Origin of the sequence: Escherichia sp. MR (genome assembly GCF_005280595.1) — a bacterium.
Taxonomy (GTDB): Bacteria; Pseudomonadota; Gammaproteobacteria; order Enterobacterales; family Enterobacteriaceae; genus Escherichia; species Escherichia ruysiae.
In genome coordinates this window covers 1-15,530 of record NZ_SZVK01000055.1, presented here as the reverse complement: position 1 = coordinate 15,530, position 15,530 = coordinate 1, and the positions used below count along the sequence as shown (strand labels likewise).

The 15,530-nt window shown below is 51.8% G+C and carries 15 protein-coding genes and 1 pseudogene; 4 read left to right on the top strand and 12 right to left on the bottom strand.

What is annotated here, in order from left to right; all coding sequences use genetic code 11:
* Positions 1 to 153 precede the first annotated feature (153 nt).
* Positions 154 to 1,785, top strand: coding sequence for a Na/Pi cotransporter family protein (locus tag FC814_RS18755; RefSeq protein ID WP_000956836.1), 1,632 nt, complete (start codon positions 154 to 156; stop codon positions 1,783 to 1,785).
* A gap of 89 nt (positions 1,786 to 1,874) precedes the next feature.
* Here FC814_RS18755 and pepE read toward each other — a convergent pair whose 3' ends face one another.
* From pepE to FC814_RS18710, 9 genes are all read right to left on the bottom strand, one after another.
* On the bottom strand, positions 1,875 to 2,564 hold the full coding sequence (gene pepE / locus FC814_RS18750) for a dipeptidase PepE (protein WP_000421753.1): 690 nt from the start codon (positions 2,562 to 2,564) through the stop codon (positions 1,875 to 1,877).
* 304 nt (positions 2,565 to 2,868) lie between these two features.
* On the bottom strand, positions 2,869 to 3,681 hold the full coding sequence (locus FC814_RS18745; RefSeq protein ID WP_000610345.1) for a shikimate 5-dehydrogenase: 813 nt from the start codon (positions 3,679 to 3,681) through the stop codon (positions 2,869 to 2,871).
* Positions 3,674 to 4,903, bottom strand: a complete 1,230-nt coding sequence (sorE, locus tag FC814_RS18740) for an L-sorbose 1-phosphate reductase (protein WP_137326298.1) — start codon at positions 4,901 to 4,903, stop codon at positions 3,674 to 3,676. Before sorE ends, FC814_RS18745 begins: the two co-directional genes overlap by 8 nt.
* A 51-nt stretch (positions 4,904 to 4,954) precedes the next feature.
* Positions 4,955 to 5,779, bottom strand: coding sequence for a PTS system mannose/fructose/sorbose family transporter subunit IID (locus FC814_RS18735; protein ID WP_000437892.1), 825 nt, complete (start codon positions 5,777 to 5,779; stop codon positions 4,955 to 4,957).
* A 10-nt stretch (positions 5,780 to 5,789) separates the two neighbouring features.
* Positions 5,790 to 6,587, bottom strand: a complete 798-nt coding sequence (locus tag FC814_RS18730; protein ID WP_000406331.1) for a PTS mannose/fructose/sorbose transporter subunit IIC — start codon at positions 6,585 to 6,587, stop codon at positions 5,790 to 5,792.
* A gap of 65 nt (positions 6,588 to 6,652) precedes the next feature.
* The gene (locus FC814_RS18725; protein ID WP_001027842.1) at positions 6,653 to 7,147 is read right to left on the bottom strand and encodes a mannose/fructose/sorbose PTS transporter subunit IIB; all 495 of its coding nucleotides are present in this window, start codon (positions 7,145 to 7,147) and stop codon (positions 6,653 to 6,655) included.
* A complete protein-coding gene (locus tag FC814_RS18720) occupies positions 7,147 to 7,554 on the bottom strand; it encodes a mannose/fructose/sorbose PTS transporter subunit IIA (protein ID WP_000245648.1) in 408 nt (135 codons plus the stop codon). The genes FC814_RS18725 and FC814_RS18720 overlap by 1 nt, the downstream gene beginning before the upstream one ends.
* 9 nt (positions 7,555 to 7,563) lie before the next feature.
* Positions 7,564 to 8,370, bottom strand: coding sequence for an SDR family oxidoreductase (locus FC814_RS18715; RefSeq protein WP_001195443.1), 807 nt, complete (start codon positions 8,368 to 8,370; stop codon positions 7,564 to 7,566).
* Between the two features lie 70 nt (positions 8,371 to 8,440).
* Positions 8,441 to 9,388: a sugar-binding transcriptional regulator gene (locus FC814_RS18710; protein ID WP_105279297.1), complete on the bottom strand. Its 948-nt coding sequence runs from the start codon at positions 9,386 to 9,388 to the stop codon at positions 8,441 to 8,443.
* 348 nt (positions 9,389 to 9,736) lie between these two features.
* Here FC814_RS18710 and rluF point away from each other — a divergent pair, with 348 nt between their 5' ends.
* Entirely contained in the window at positions 9,737 to 10,609 is an 873-nt protein-coding gene (rluF, locus tag FC814_RS18705; protein WP_137326297.1) for a 23S rRNA pseudouridine(2604) synthase RluF, read from the top strand.
* Here the strand turns inward: rluF and FC814_RS18700 are convergent, their stop codons facing one another.
* On the bottom strand, positions 10,610 to 10,882 hold the full coding sequence (locus FC814_RS18700) for a DUF3811 domain-containing protein (RefSeq protein WP_001207630.1): 273 nt from the start codon (positions 10,880 to 10,882) through the stop codon (positions 10,610 to 10,612). It abuts the gene before it with no gap.
* Positions 10,883 to 11,185: 303 nt separating this feature from the next.
* Between FC814_RS18700 and FC814_RS18695 the strand changes: the two are divergent.
* Positions 11,186 to 11,973 (top strand): annotated as a pseudogene (locus FC814_RS18695) (nucleotidyltransferase domain-containing protein).
* A gap of 37 nt (positions 11,974 to 12,010) precedes the next feature.
* On the opposite strand, the gene lysC reads toward FC814_RS18695, so the two are convergent.
* Positions 12,011 to 13,360: a lysine-sensitive aspartokinase 3 gene (gene lysC, locus FC814_RS18690; protein WP_137326296.1), complete on the bottom strand. Its 1,350-nt coding sequence runs from the start codon at positions 13,358 to 13,360 to the stop codon at positions 12,011 to 12,013.
* Positions 13,361 to 13,653: 293 nt separating this feature from the next.
* On the opposite strand from lysC, the gene pgi reads away from it, so the two are divergent.
* Positions 13,654 to 15,303: a glucose-6-phosphate isomerase gene (pgi, locus tag FC814_RS18685; protein ID WP_000789996.1), complete on the top strand. Its 1,650-nt coding sequence runs from the start codon at positions 13,654 to 13,656 to the stop codon at positions 15,301 to 15,303.
* Between the two features lie 167 nt (positions 15,304 to 15,470).
* On the opposite strand, the gene FC814_RS23615 is transcribed toward pgi, so the two are convergent.
* A partial coding sequence (locus FC814_RS23615) for an IS1 family transposase (protein ID WP_071528444.1) occupies positions 15,471 to 15,530 on the bottom strand: 60 nt, incomplete at its 5' end.

Genomic DNA, 15,530 nt, shown 5'->3' with positions numbered 1-15,530 from the left:
TTTTCCTTACAACAAACAGGGCGCTCAATGAGTGCCCTGTCTCTTTATTAATATGAAACACTTATACTGGTCTTATATCGAACCGGAAAAGCGCAGCTCGCCCCCTTCGGTATCTGTTTCAGGAGCATATAACGATAAGGAGAACCTGAACTCGTGTTAACACTGCTTCACCTGCTTTCTGCCGTCGCCCTGCTGGTCTGGGGGACACATATTGTTCGTACCGGCGTAATGCGCGTCTTCGGTGCGCGCCTGCGTACCGTCCTCAGCCGGAGCGTCGAAAAGAAGCCGCTCGCCTTTTGCGCGGGGATAGGCGTTACCGCACTGGTACAGAGCAGTAATGCCACCACCATGCTGGTGACGTCGTTTGTCGCTCAGGATCTGGTTGCCCTTGCACCCGCGTTGGTCATTGTGCTGGGGGCAGATGTCGGGACGGCGCTAATGGCGCGTATTCTTACCTTCGATTTATCCTGGCTGTCACCGTTACTTATTTTTATCGGCGTGATTTTTTTCCTCGGACGCAAACAGTCGCGCGCCGGGCAACTGGGGCGCGTCGGTATCGGTCTTGGGCTGATTTTGCTGGCACTGGAGTTGATTGTGCAGGCAGTAACACCGATCACCCAGGCTAACGGCGTTCAGGTGATCTTTGCCTCGCTGACTGGCGATATTTTACTGGATGCGCTGATTGGCGCGATGTTCGCCATTATCAGTTACTCCAGTCTTGCCGCCGTACTGCTGACCGCCACCCTGACCGCCGCAGGCATTATCTCCTTCCCGGTGGCGCTCTGCCTGGTCATCGGCGCTAACCTCGGCTCCGGCCTGCTGGCGATGCTCAACAACAGTGCCGCCAATGCCGCTGCACGTCGCGTGGCGCTGGGTAGCCTGCTGTTTAAGCTGGTGGGAAGCCTGATTATCCTGCCGTTTGTCCATGTTCTGGCTGAATCCATGGATAAACTGCCTTTGCCAAAAGCGGAACTGGTTATCTATTTCCACGTCTTCTACAACCTTGTGCGCTGTCTGGTAATGCTGCCATTTGTTGACCCGATGGCGCGGTTTTGCAAAACGATTATTCGCGATGAACCCGAACTGGACGCCCATCTGAAACCGAAACATCTGGACGTTAGCGCGCTGGATACGCCAACGCTCGCCCTGGCCAATGCGGCGCGCGAAACATTGCGCATCGGTGACGCAATGGAACAGATGATGGAAGGGCTGAATAAAGTGATGCACGGCGCGCCTCGTGAAGAGAAAGAGCTGCGCAAGTTGGCGGATGATATCAACGTGTTGTATACCGCGATTAAACTTTACCTGGCGCGGATGCCAAAAGAGGAACTGGCGGAGGAAGAGTCTCGTCGCTGGGCGGAAATCATTGAAATGGCGCTCAATCTGGAACAGGCTTCCGATATTGTCGAGCGTATGGGCAGCGAAATTGCTGACAAATCGCTGGCAGCGCGGCGGGCATTTTCGATTGATGGGTTGAAGGAACTGGATGCGCTCTATGAGCAATTGCTCAGCAATTTAAAGCTGGCTATGTCGGTTTTCTTCTCTGGCGATGTCACCAGCGCCCGTCGTTTACGCCGCAGTAAGCATCGTTTTCGCATTCTTAATCGCCGTTATTCCCACGCTCACGTCGATCGCTTGCATCAGCAAAACGTGCAGAGTATTGAAACCAGTTCGTTACATTTAGGCTTGCTGGGAGATATGCAGCGTCTGAACTCGCTGTTTTGTTCGGTGGCTTACAGCGTGCTGGAACAGCCAGATGAAGATGAGGGGCGGGACGAGTATTAATACAGGAACCCTGTAGGCCTGATAAGACGCGTCAAGCGTCGCATCAGGCATTGTGTACAAGATGCCGGATAATGCATCCGGCAATTTACTTAAAAACGGTGCCCGGCTTCCAGCGGTACTGCTTCCTCACCCGCTTTAAACACATAGGTGGTATTCGGGCCGCCCAGCGTAGCGTGACCTTTACTCACCGTGATCCAGTTACCTTCCGGCAGACCAATAATCGTCAACTCTGGCGCAACCACCAGCAGTTCGCGAATACGCTGCTCGCGTGTTTCACCTTTGTGGCCTTCCGGCAGCGCGTTGGTGAAGTGCGGGTTGATTTGCAGCGGGAACAGATTTAGCGCATCGAAACCTTGCGGATCGACAATCGGCATATCGTTGGTGGTGCGGATAGTTGGGCAAGCGAGGTTAGCGCCTGCGCTCCAGCCAATATACAGCGCGCCGCGTTTCACCACGTCAACAATTGGTGCCAGCAGACCGCGCACACGACATTCCTTCAGTAACTGGAAAGTGTTGCCACCGCCGACAATCACGATTTCCGCATTTTCAATCGCGGCAACAGGATCGGCAACACTATGAATACCGGTGACAGAAACACCCAGCGGAGCGAGAACCGCAGCCGTTTTGGCAGTGTAATCATCCCAGGTTTGCGTTACGCCAGCGAAAGGAATAAACACCGCTGAACGGCGACCCTGCAACTGTTCAGCAATCAGCGGCAGCGCATGTTCCAGCCAGGCTTTTCCCGGCAGCGTCGAGTTACTCAATAAAAGCAGTTCCATTACTTCTCCGGTTAGTAAGAAATCACGGGAGCCATGCTACCACCGCGAATTTCACCACTTACTGACATGGCTCACGATGTCGTATATTGCACCAGGCATTCTGGGGACGGTTGGCAAACAAGGCGTTGAGATTGATGACAGCGTAAGATGGCCTGATGCGCTACGCGTATCAGGCCTACCAGATAATTACAAAATATTGAATTTTCAATATTTTGTAGGCCGAATAAGGCGTTCACGCCGCATCCGGCATAAACAACGCGCACTTTGCCAGTAATCTGAGCGCCCTTTAAGGCGCTGATGTTTCTTATCCTTCTCGTGCAAATTGTGCCGCTTCAGCAATCAGCTGCGCATCGGGTCGCACGCCGGTATACATCGCGAATTGCTCGACGGCCTGTAAGGCTATCACCTCCGCGCCGCTGATCGTCTGCTTATCAAGCCGTTGCGCCAGGCGAATGAGCGGCGTTTCCGGCGGCAAGGCTACGACATCAAAAACGACGCTTGCCGTTGAGACCATCGCTTCGCTGAAGGCCAGCTCATGACTCTCTTTACTGCCCGTCATGCCAAGGGGCGTCACGTTGACCAGAATGTCGAAGGCGATACCTTCCGGCAGCGGTTGCCACTGAAACCCATACTGCTTCGCCAGCGTCGAGCCGCTCTCGCGGTTGCGGGCGGCGATGGCGACATCCGTAAAACCCGCGTCGCGAAAGGCGGCAATCACCGCTTTGCCCATTCCGCCGCTGCCGCGAATCATCACGCGTGCGGTGGTATTAAACTGGTGGTGGGCTATCAGATTTTTCACCGCGATATAGTCGGTGTTAAATCCGGTCAGCTTGCCCTCGTCATTTACAATAGTATTCACTGAATCAATGACTTTTGCCGACGGATCGATAGCATCGAGAAAGGGCATACAGCTTTCTTTAAACGGCATCGACACGGCGCAGCCGCGAATCCCCAACGCGCGGACGCCGTTCACCGCCGCTGCAATATCCTGGGTAGTGAACGCTTTATAGATGAAATTCAGCCCCAGCTTTTCATAAAGATAATTGTGAAAACGCGTGCCGAAGTTGCCGGGGCGACCGGCAAGCGACATGCAGAGTTGAGTATCGCGATTAATCATGAGTAATCGCCTCTGCATGAGCGAGCAGGTATTGCTCCGCTTCACCGGACCAGATTCCCTGATGACGCGCTAGAATCGCCGCCAGGCCTTCATCCTGAATCTGCGTGAGTGACGTCAGCAGCAGATATTTCCCGGTATACACCAGCTTTTTCCCGCCGCCGACGGCGGGCAATTCCAGCGTGGTTTCGCCCGCAGCATTCAGCCCAAGAATATGTGTAACCACTTTTGCGGCCTGCACTTTTTTCTCTTCGATCAGTTTGACCGCCGCGCGCATGTCATCGGTATTGCCGCCTGACGTGCCCACGTAATGGGTAAATGCATAATGCACATCGTAGAAATTAATCGGCGCGCTGAAGTGTTTATCCTGCGGCCCGGCGAAGAAGTTCAGGCAACCATCTGTCGCTAGCAAGGAAGAGGCGAGAGTCACCAGTCCTTCATTAGGCACAAAGACGAAAATATCATCGAAGCCGTGACCGCCACTCAGCGCCATTAACGTATCAAATGCTGCATCGGTGGCATTGAGATAATGAATCAGCGTTTGCGGCTCTGACGGATAGTGTTTCCGCGCATAGCTCAGCTTGTCGTTATTGGTATCAGTGACAATTAACAGCGACGGGTTAACCGGCCCATGCAGCGCATAATCAATCGCCAGCAGCCCCATCGGGCCAGTGCCGCCAAGGATCAGCGTCCGTCCCTGCGGGCGAATCCCCATCTTGTGGTTATAGGTGCCTTCCTGCAGATGATAGTTAGCGTTGAACGCGCCAATCACGCAGGAGAGCGGTTCAACCAGCGAGCCTTCAAAGTAGGTCTCGCCTTCGTATGCCAACAGACAATCCTGCTCCATGACCTCGTTGGGAATAACCACATGCGTTGCTTCGCCGCCCACCCACGGGAAGGAGTAACCGGGGCAGTCCGGGCGATCCGGCAGTTGCAGGTTGGCCTGAATCACATAGCGCTGGCCTGGCTGGAATTTGTGCTGCCACTTTTTACCGACGGCCAGAATATCGCCGCAAAACTCGTGGCCGATGATGATCGGGTTGGTCGCCACATCGTCGGGCACTTTTTTATGGTTTTCACCCAGGTTGGCCTCTTTCCAGGAAGAAAGACACAGGCTGTCGGTGACTACTGTCGCCAGAATTTCATCCTCCTGCATTTCAGGAAGGTCAAAGGTTTCCAGACGCAGGTCACGTTTACCGTAAAGACGCAGAGTTGTTGTTTTCATAAACCACCTCATGTTGAGCGATGGCCTCGGCAGTCGCGCCGGGGCGAAGAATCAGGACAGGAAGCCCAGCGCATTGCCGATAATCCCTAAGCCAAACAGGGCGAAGATCAGCCATACGGGGTTAATTTTTTTGTTGAGCAGACGCACCATCAGCAGTGTCAGGCCGAGCGCCAGCAGGCCAGGGCAGAGCTGGTCAAGAATGTTCTGCACGGTCATGGTGACGGTGGAACCGTCTGCGGCAGGTGTTTGCGAGACGACCAGCGGCACGTTGATTGATGTCCATTTGGTGACCAGCACTCCCATGACAAACAGGCCAAGAATCGACGCGCCCTCGGTCAGTTTTTGCAGCACATTCCCGCCCATATCGCTGACAATATTCACGCCTTTGCGAAAGCCGAGTTGTAGCCCATACCACTTCATCGCCAGACGCACCGCGTTGAAAATAAAGAAGAACAGCAGCGGGCCGAGAATGTTGCCGGACAACGCCAGCGATGCGCCGAGCGCGGCGGTAATCGGGCGCAGTGTTCCCCAGACCAGCGGGTCGCCAACGCCCGCCAGCGGCCCCATCAGGCCGACTTTGATGCCGTTTATTGCACCGTCATCAATTTCTGCACCGTTGGCTCGTGCTTCTTCCATTGCCGCCGTCACACCAATCACCGGGCCACAGGCTGCAGGCGTGGTATTGAAGAACACCAGGTGTCGCCTGAGCGCCGCAACCTGATCCTCTTTTAATGGGTAAAGTCGCTTGATGGCGGGGATCATGTCGTAGCAAAAACCCAGCCCGTGAATACGTTCAAAGTTAAAGGACGCCTGTTGCAGGTTGGAGCGCAGAAACATGCTCACCAGATCGCTGCGTGTAATTTTTCTCTGTTCCATGATGGCTCCGTTAATCGTCAAGTTGGTCAAGGGCGGTGGAGGCGGTGGCCTGGAGTTGAGGTTCAGCTTTACGCCACTGTGGATTTAGCTGGATGTAGACCAGGGCCATGATCACGCCGACGCCACCGAACGCCAGCAGACTGAGATCGAGGTAGCCACCTGCGAGGAAACCGAGGAAAAAGAAAGGCATCAAATATTTCACGCCCATCATACGTAGCACCATGGCGTAACCGACCACCACGATAAAACCGCCAGCAATCTGTAGTCCTCGGGTCACAAATTCGGGAATGGCGTTTAACATATTGCTGACCATATCGGCGCTGACGAACAGCGAGACAATCAGTGCCGGAATAGCAACGCGCAGCGCCTGCACGCCAAGCGCGGAGACATGCAGAATATCGAGAGTGCGAAACCGCGCCTCTTCCGCTGCTTTATCCGCCGCGTGCTGGAACACTACGGTGATGGTACGGGCAAACACCGTCAGCACCTGGCCTGCCGCAGCCACAGGCAACGCGATGGCGATTCCGGTGGCGATGCTTTGCTGACCAACGATAACCAGAATGGCGGAGATTATGCTGGCGAGTGCAGAGTCCGGAGATTGCGCTGCGCCGACGTTCATCCAGCCGAGAGCTATCAATTCCAGCGTGCCACCGAGCATAATTCCGGTTTTTAAATCACCGAGAATTAAACCAATCACCGTACAGGCAATTAACGGGCGGTGAGTCTGAAATTCATCCAGCACGCTGCCCATTCCGGCAATACAGGAAAAAAGAAATATTGCAATGATTTGTAGGGTACTTATTTCCATTATTTGTCACCTTTTAAGTGTCGTCATCCCTGCCTGTTAAAGCATATGTACACAGGCGCTATTATTTAATTTGCGACTAACTGTTCTTTTATTTTGTCGAGAATATTAACGGATGGGTCGGAGGCCACGACGCGTAAATCCAGTTTCACGCCCTGTTTATCCAGCGCATAAAATGCCTGTATATCGTCTTCATCCAGTGAAACCGCTTTGGTTAATTGTTTTTTACCCGGCCGCCAGGCCATTCCGCCAATATTCAGGGTATCGATTTTCACCCCCAGCCTAACCATCGCTAAAGCATCCTGTGGTCGGGTAAAGAGATAAAAAACAGTTTCATCTTTATATTGTGGGTTGTGATACACAGCGACGGCTTTTTCAATATTCACCACGTTAACCTTCATTCCCGGTGGTGCGGCCTGACGTAATAATGTCCGGCGGACTTCATCGTTATATACGTCGTCATTACAGATAATAATCCGTTGCGCGTTGGCCACTTTTGACCAGACGGTGGTGACCTGACCGTGGATCAGACGGTCATCTATGCGAGCCAGCGTAATGTTCATCAAAAATCCTCCTCGGTCGTTTCAAGTTGTTTCCAGACGACGCAGGTTTGTTGGGCAATTGTCAGCAAGTGATCGCAAAGTTCATCGGCGTTCATACTGCTCTGGTTATCCACCAGTTCCAGAGCCAGCGGGAGAGACAGGCCGCTAATCACGCGGAGTCTGGGGTTGCGCATAGCGAGCATCACTGCCGCATTCCACGGGCTGCCGCACTGTAAATCCACGGCAATCAGCCACTCATCTTGATTGTGAATGCTTACTAACTTTTCCAGCTTTGCTACGATGTCTCCGGCGTTCTCGCCGGGCACAAATTCAACGGCTTCAACATTGGCGTTGCCGTAAACCATCTGAACCGATTCCAGCATGGCGCAAGCTAATTTGCCGTGGGCACAAAAAATGGCGTTGACCATAAAGCCTCCTTATCCGCGTGTTTTTCCGCCCGCAATGTTAGTGGTTACTCCGGTGATGTAGCTGGCGCGTTCAGACAGCAGATAACAAACAAAATCAGCGACTTCTGCTAATCTTCCGGCGCGCCCAATAGGAATGGCGTTTTTGGTATAGCCTTCACGCAGCTGCTCGACGGTGATATTGCGCGTCCACGCCAGCGCCTCTTCATATTCCGGCGTGCGTAGCCCGGTTTTTTCCAGAATCCCCGGCGCGATACCGACTACACGGATACCGTGTTTACCCAATTCTTTCGACCAGGATCGCGTGAAGCTATTAAGCGCGGCTTTGGTAGCGGCGTAACAGCTTTGGCCTTCTGAGCCTTCCAGTCCACTTTCTGAGGAAACATTCACAATCACGCCATCATGTTGTTTGACCATCTGTCGCGCCACCGCCTGCGACATCAGAAAAACGCCTTTCTGGTTGATATTGACCATTTTTTCGAATGCAGCTTCGTTGAGTTCATACTGCCCGGCAGGCGCTTTCTCATCGACCAGTAGACGCGGGAAATTGACCCCGGCGTTATTGACCAGACCGTCGATGCGGCCAAAGCGTTGGATAATTTCCGCCACCGTATGATTCACTTCTTTGGCGCTGGAAATATCGGTCGGCCAGAATTGATAACCTTTATGGCCTTCATATTGACCGTCACCACCGTGAATATCGGCCATCTGCACATTCGCGCCTTGTGCTAATAATTCTTCCACAATTGCCAGACCAATGCCGGATGCGCCGCCGGTGACAATAATGGTTTTATCCTGCAAATTTAACCACGTTTGCATAACAGACTCCTGATTTTAGGTAACAGAGGCCCGCCGTAATTTTTCATTACGGTAAAAGTCGGGCAGATTTTTATTTCAGTAACAGTTCAGCTGTGTCGCTATTCGTAACCAAACAATTAATATATTTTCCGCGCAGTGCACCAATAATCCCGCTGTATTTTTCTTCACTCATGGCAATGCCAATGGAATATCGTGCCTGCTTTAATTTATTCATTTCGATAGAGAGTGTTTTTTCGCTCATATTCGTTTCAACCATTGCGCCGTGAATATCAAAAAAGCGCGAGCAAATATCGCCAGCAACCTGGCGGGCATTCAGGTCGTCACTCTCTTCACCACCATAAAACGCATGCCAGTTAGCGCCGTCGCGAATGGCCGGTGAGCCAATTCCCACCAGGGCGACATCCAGATTATCCCAGTAGGCAGAGATGGTTTTAAAGTGCTGAGACTGCATGATCCCATTACGAATTAATGGGTTATCCAGCAGAGCCGGAAAATCCGCGAGATGCGATTCCCCTTTCAGCTTCGCCGCCGCGCTGTAGGTTAATGTGTTTACATGATAGCGGCTTTCGAGTTTACCGGACGGTCCGCCAATAATTGGTACGCAGATTAACTGCCGCGATTGCCCCGCCTGCGGTAAGTTTTCAACCAGTGCGCTCACCGCGCGACCCCAGGAAAAACCGACAATATCGCCAGGCTCCAGCAAGCGATCCAGCAGTTGCGCGCCGTGTAACCCCATCATCGCCAGTTGAGTCTCTTCATCCTCATCATTTCCCGACACCACCACAACGTCTTTCAGGCCAAACTTTTGCTTCAGTTGCTGCTCCAGCCAGAGATTTTCGTTGTAGTCATAGTTGATGGCGATGGTGACAATTCCCTGATCGCGGCCTCGTTTAAGCAAGCGGCTGATGGTGGTGCGGTAAATACCTAGTTCGCGCGCAATTTGCGCCTGCGTCATATCCTGTTCGTAATAGAGTTGGGCAATCTTCACAATCAAACGGATATCGTCACTGTTTTCCATCGCCGCCTCCTGATTTTGCACATTTGTGCAAATACGCTTTTTAACCACTTGATCTGATATAACTCCATCATGGTGGCCTTTAAAAGTGATTTTTCACTCTTTGTTTGGGCTGGAATGGCGCTTTATCTTGCACATTTGTTTCTCTGCGTAGTAGTCGTCAGCACAGGTGTGCAAATATTCGTAATATATTGATTATCCTGGTTTTCGCCAGGCAAATTTGCATCGGGCTTCTGGTGACACTTTTGTGATAAAAGGCGCGGCAGATCACATTTAATTTCGACGTTGCTGCATAACCCTGTTTTTCCCCGTTAAGAGGTACGGTATATTCCGCGTTTTACAGGAGAATTTATGCTGCCCGACTCATCAGTCCGTTTAAATAAATACATCAGCGAAAGCGGAATTTGCTCACGCCGCGAAGCGGATCGCTATATCGAGCAAGGCAATGTGTTCCTTAATGGCAAGCGTGCCACCATTGGCGCTCAGGTGAAACCCGGTGACGTTGTAAAAGTAAACGGTCAACTGATTGAGCCACGGGAAGCCGAAGATTTAGTGCTTATCGCCCTGAATAAACCTGTTGGCATTGTCAGCACCACCGAAGATGGCGAGCGAGATAACATTGTCGATTTCGTTAATCACAGTAAACGCGTCTTCCCGATTGGTCGCCTGGATAAAGACTCTCAGGGACTGATTTTCCTCACCAATCACGGCGATCTGGTGAATAAGATCCTCCGTGCGGGTAATGACCATGAGAAAGAGTATCTGGTGACGGTGGATAAACCGATTACCGATGAATTTATTCGTGGCATGGGCGCAGGCGTGCCGATCCTCGGGACGGTGACCAAAAAATGCAAAGTCAAAAAAGAAGCGCCATTTGTCTTTCGCATTACCCTGGTGCAGGGGCTGAACCGACAGATTCGTCGCATGTGTGAGCACTTTGGCTACGAAGTGAAGAAGTTGGAACGCACACGCATCATGAACGTCAGCTTAAGCGGCATTCCACTGGGCGAGTGGCGCGATTTAACTGACGATGAACTCATCGATCTTTTTAAGCTCATCGAAAATTCCTCTTCCGAGGCAAAACCCAAAGCGAAGGCCAAACCGAAAACGGCGGGTATCAAGCGCCCGGTGGTGAAGATGGAAAAAACGGCGGAAAAAGGGAGTCGCCCGGCATCAAACGGTAAGCGTTTCACCTCGCCGGGGCGGAAGAAAAAAGGGCGTTAATCAGCGTCTGCCGCGCGTCGATGTATTTGCCGACCAACTGAATGACGCTTCAGGGTCCGGTTTGTAAGCCTGCTTTTTCTTCAACTGGCGGGCTTTTTTCGCCTCAGCCTCACGCTCAACCATCAGCTTATCAATGTACTCTTTTTTAATGCTGTTGGTTTCGGCATTGGTCAACACACGACCATGCGCAATACGCGCCCGATCCAGTAGCGTCTTTAATTCGCGCTGTTCACGCTCGGTCATCTCTTTTTGTGTAATACGGGGGAGTGCCATGATGGTGCCCTCTGTTAATCGGATAGTTCAGTGTACGGGAATTTATTTGCAAGCAGAACTGATAAGATTCATTTGCCTTCTCTTTATTTTTATCTGCTTAGATAATTGGCGATAAATACAGATAAAAATTTAACGAAAGTAAATGACCGCTAACTTATCAAATTTGATTAATTCTTTTTTATTCAATGCATTAAAGTTGTGGTTTTACTTCTGGCCTGTTTCTCGCATTAACGCTATCGCATTGATAATATCTCTGTTTTCAGTGGTCTGGTACGGGTTAGTTAATATCAAAGGATGAGTCACATGCCATTAAATGGAGTCAGTGCTGAGATGCGCGAACGGGTATCCAGCAGTTAAAAGAAATTGAACGGCGCTATGGCGTGAAAGTGCTGTACGCCTGCGAATCGGGGAGTCGCGGTTGGGGATTTGCCTCACCCGACAGTGACTATGATGTGCGTTTTTTGTATGCCCATCCGCTGGAATGGTATCTGCGGGTGGAGTCACCGCGCGATGTTATCGAACTGCCCATCGACGATGAGCTGGATGTTTCAGGTTGGGAGTGGCGTAAGGCGCTGGGATTATTGAAAGGCGCGAACCCGACGCTGATTGAATGGCTGGATTCACCGGTGGTCTATCAGCAAGACGAAGAAACGATAACGGCGCTAAAGGCGATGGTGCCGAAGTGGTTTTCTCCGCTACGTGCGCGCTGGCATTATTATTCGATGGCGCGGAAAAACTTTCGCAGTTATTTGCAGGGCGACGAAGTTCGGCTGAAAAAATACTTTTACGTGCTGCGTCCATTGCTGGCTGTACGCTGGGTTGAAGCGGGTAAAGGTGTACCGCCAATGCGCTTTGCCGAGCTACTGGCGGGAAGCGAACTTGATGCGGCGTTACGCGCAGAAATAGACGAATTGCTGGAACGTAAACAGCGGGCGGGAGAAGCGGTGTATGATTCGCGCCGTCCTTTGTTGCATGAGTTTATTCGTGCGGAACTGGCGCGCGGGGAAATTCCTCCGATGTTACCGGATAGCAGGGGCGGAGATGTCAGGGAACTGGATGGGTTGTTATATCAAACGGTAATGGGGAAATAAATACGACCCGGGGCACTTCATCCGGGCCGCACTGTTTTTACTCAAACAAATTACTATGCAATGTCTGCACCACCTGTTCCGCATCAACACCCGGCACCAGGAAGCACAGGTTATTGCTGGAAGCGCCGTAGCAAATCATGCGGATGTTGAACGGTTCCAGCACGCCAAATACTTCTTTGCCGACGCCGCAGGCTTTTGACAGGTCATTACCAATCAGCGCCACCAGTGCCAGGCCTTCTTCCACTTCCACGCGGCACAGCGCCGAAAGCTCCATCAGCAGTGATTGCGTCAACAATGTATCGCCAGTGGAAGTTGAACCAGTCGTATCAAGAGTTAATGCCACGCTCACTTCGGACGTAGTAATTAAATCCACCGAAATATTATGCCGCGCGAGGATACCGAAAACTTCCGCGAGGAAGCCACGGGAATGCAGCATATTCAGGCTGTGCAGGGTTAATAGCGTTTGTTTACGGCGCAGAGCCAGTGCACGGAACAGCGGTGGATTTTCGGTTTTATTACACACCAACGTACCGCCAGCACGTGGGTCTTTGCTGGAACCGACAAACACCGGAATATCGCTGCGCACTGCGGGCAGCAACGTCGCTGGATGCAGCACTTTCGCGCCAAAGGTCGCCATTTCAGCGGCCTCTTCAAAAGCGATTTTATCAATGCGTTTTGCTGCCGGCACCACGCGCGGATCGGTCGTGTAGATGCCAGGGACGTCAGTCCAGATATCAACGCGAGATGCGTGTAAGGCTTCCGCCAACAAGGCTGCCGTATAATCGCTGCCGCCACGTCCAAGTGTTGTAGTACGCCCTTTACTTTCGCTACCAATAAAGCCCTGGGTGATGACTAAACCTTCACTGAGCCGTGGAGTCAGATGCAACGCAGACAGTTCCGCCAGTGCAACAACATCTGGCTCCGCGCGACCAAACCGGTCGTTGGTGCGCATCACTTTACGCACATCAAACCACTGCGCCTGGACATCGCGTTCGCGCAGGATTTCAACAAATAGTAGAGTAGACATCAGTTCGCCGTGGCTAACCAGTTCATCCGTCAGAGCCGGAGATGTTGCCAGCGCCGCCGCTTCGGCCAGAACGGTAATGTTCTCCAACAAACGTTCAATCTCTTCACGGATGACGTTCGGGTAACGCAGGCGCTCCAGAATGGCGAACTGAATATTGCGAATAGCATCGAGTTTTTCGAAACGCTCAACCGGTTCCAGACCTTCAGCCAGTGCAACAAGTAGGTTAGTAATCCCCGCAGAAGCAGAAAGCACAACTAAACGAACATTCTCATCAGAAAGCACAATGTCGGCGCTGCGGTTCATGGCGTCGAAATCAGCCACGCTAGTACCACCAAATTTGGAGACAACAATATCGGGCATAACAACCTCGTGTCAGGGAATGAAAGAAGCGACCTTGGCACAAAGGCAAAATAGAAACCGGTGCAGGCGCAGACCGTATTTATAAATAAAAGGTGTAGGGGAGTGTGTCAACGCCGGGATTATGCGGATTATTCATGCAGCGGGCGTGGTCAGAAATTGTGCTTATAACGTCTATACTTTTTATCCTCTTCAGTAGTTAGCTGAGCTAACGGCACTAAAACCATCACATTTTTCTGTGACTGGCGCTACAATCTTCCACAGTCACAATTCTCAATATCAGAAGAGTATTGCTAATGAAAAACATCAATCCAACGCAGACCGCTGCCTGGCAGGCACTACAGAAACACTTCGATGAAATGAAAGACGTTACGATCGCCGATCTTTTTGCTAAAGATGGCGATCGTTTTTCTAAGTTCTCCGCAACCTTCGACGATCAGATGCTGGTGGATTACTCCAAAAACCGCATCACCGAAGAAACTCTGGCGAAATTGCAGGATCTGGCGAAAGAGTGCGATCTGGCTGGCGCGATTAAGTCGATGTTCTCTGGCGAGAAGATTAACCGCACCGAAAACCGCGCCGTGCTGCACGTGGCGCTGCGTAATCGTAGTAATACGCCGATTCTGGTTGATGGCAAAGACGTAATGCCGGAAGTTAACGCGGTGCTGGAGAAGATGAAAACCTTCTCGCAAGCGATTATTTCCGGTGAGTGGAAGGGTTATACCGGCAAAGCAATCACCGACGTGGTGAACATCGGTATCGGCGGTTCTGACCTCGGCCCGTACATGGTGACCGAAGCACTGCGTCCGTACAAAAATCACCTGAATATGCACTTCGTTTCTAACGTTGACGGAACTCACATCGCAGAAGTGCTGAAAAAAGTGAACCCTGAAACCACGCTGTTCCTGGTGGCGTCTAAAACCTTCACCACTCAGGAAACCATGACCAACGCCCATAGCGCGCGTGACTGGTTCCTGAAAGCGGCCGGTGATGAGAAGCACGTTGCGAAACACTTTGCGGCGCTCTCCACCAATGCGAAAGCCGTTGGCGAGTTTGGTATTGATACCGCCAACATGTTCGAGTTCTGGGACTGGGTCGGCGGCCGTTACTCTTTGTGGTCAGCGATTGGTCTGTCGATTGTTCTCTCCATCGGCTTTGATAACTTCGTTGAACTGCTTTCCGGCGCACACGCGATGGACAAGCATTTCTCCACCACGCCAGCCGAGAAAAACCTGCCTGTATTGCTGGCGCTGATCGGCATCTGGTACAACAATTTCTTTGGCGCGGAAACTGAAGCGATTCTGCCGTATGACCAGTATATGCACCGTTTCGCGGCGTACTTCCAGCAGGGCAATATGGAATCCAACGGCAAATACGTTGACCGTAACGGTAACGTAGTGGATTACCAGACTGGCCCGATTATCTGGGGTGAGCCGGGTACAAACGGGCAACATGCGTTTTACCAGCTGATCCACCAGGGAACCAAAATGGTGCCGTGCGATTTCATCGCGCCGGCTATCACCCATAACCCGCTCTCTGATCACCACCAGAAACTGCTGTCTAACTTCTTCGCTCAGACCGAAGCTCTGGCCTTTGGTAAATCCCGCGAAGTGGTAGAGCAGGAATATCGCGATCAGGGTAAAGATCCGGCGACGCTCGACTATGTAGTGCCGTTTAAAGTGTTCGAAGGTAACCGTCCGACCAACTCCATCCTGCTGCGCGAAATCACCCCGTTCAGCCTGGGGGCGTTGATTGCGCTGTATGAGCACAAAATCTTTACTCAAGGCGTGATCCTGAACATCTTCACCTTTGACCAGTGGGGCGTGGAGCTGGGTAAACAGCTGGCTAACCGTATTCTGCCGGAGCTGAAAGATGACAAAGAAATCAGCAGCCACGATAGCTCGACCAATGGTCTGATTAACCGCTATAAGGCGTGGCGCGGTTAATCATCGTGCATGTCTGATGCCGCTACGTAGGCCGGATAAGGCGTTTACGCCGCATCCGGCAACCGGTGCCTGATGCGACGCGGTCGCGTCTTATCAGGCCTACAGGTCGATGCCGATATGTACATCGTATTCGGCAATTAATACATAGCACGGGTAATGACTCCAACTTATTGATAGTGTTTTATGTTCAGATAATGCCCGATGACTTTGTCATGCAGCTCCACCGA

Coding starts and splice junctions, on each gene's coding strand:
- pepE (WP_000421753.1), bottom strand. CDS start 2,564: ATGGAACTGCTTTTATTGAGTAACTCGACGCTGCCGGGAAAAGCCTGG.
- FC814_RS18745 (WP_000610345.1), bottom strand. CDS start 3,681: ATGATTAATCGCGATACTCAACTCTGCATGTCGCTTGCCGGTCGCCCC.
- sorE (WP_137326298.1), bottom strand. CDS start 4,903: ATGAAAACAACAACTCTGCGTCTTTACGGTAAACGTGACCTGCGTCTG.
- FC814_RS18735 (WP_000437892.1), bottom strand. CDS start 5,779: ATGGAACAGAGAAAAATTACACGCAGCGATCTGGTGAGCATGTTTCTG.
- FC814_RS18730 (WP_000406331.1), bottom strand. CDS start 6,587: ATGGAAATAAGTACCCTACAAATCATTGCAATATTTCTTTTTTCCTGT.
- FC814_RS18725 (WP_001027842.1), bottom strand. CDS start 7,147: ATGAACATTACGCTGGCTCGCATAGATGACCGTCTGATCCACGGTCAG.
- FC814_RS18720 (WP_000245648.1), bottom strand. CDS start 7,554: ATGGTCAACGCCATTTTTTGTGCCCACGGCAAATTAGCTTGCGCCATG.
- FC814_RS18715 (WP_001195443.1), bottom strand. CDS start 8,370: ATGCAAACGTGGTTAAATTTGCAGGATAAAACCATTATTGTCACCGGC.
- FC814_RS18710 (WP_105279297.1), bottom strand. CDS start 9,388: ATGGAAAACAGTGACGATATCCGTTTGATTGTGAAGATTGCCCAACTC.
- rluF (WP_137326297.1), top strand. CDS start 9,737: ATGCTGCCCGACTCATCAGTCCGTTTAAATAAATACATCAGCGAAAGC.
- FC814_RS18700 (WP_001207630.1), bottom strand. CDS start 10,882: ATGGCACTCCCCCGTATTACACAAAAAGAGATGACCGAGCGTGAACAG.
- lysC (WP_137326296.1), bottom strand. CDS start 13,360: ATGCCCGATATTGTTGTCTCCAAATTTGGTGGTACTAGCGTGGCTGAT.
- pgi (WP_000789996.1), top strand. CDS start 13,654: ATGAAAAACATCAATCCAACGCAGACCGCTGCCTGGCAGGCACTACAG.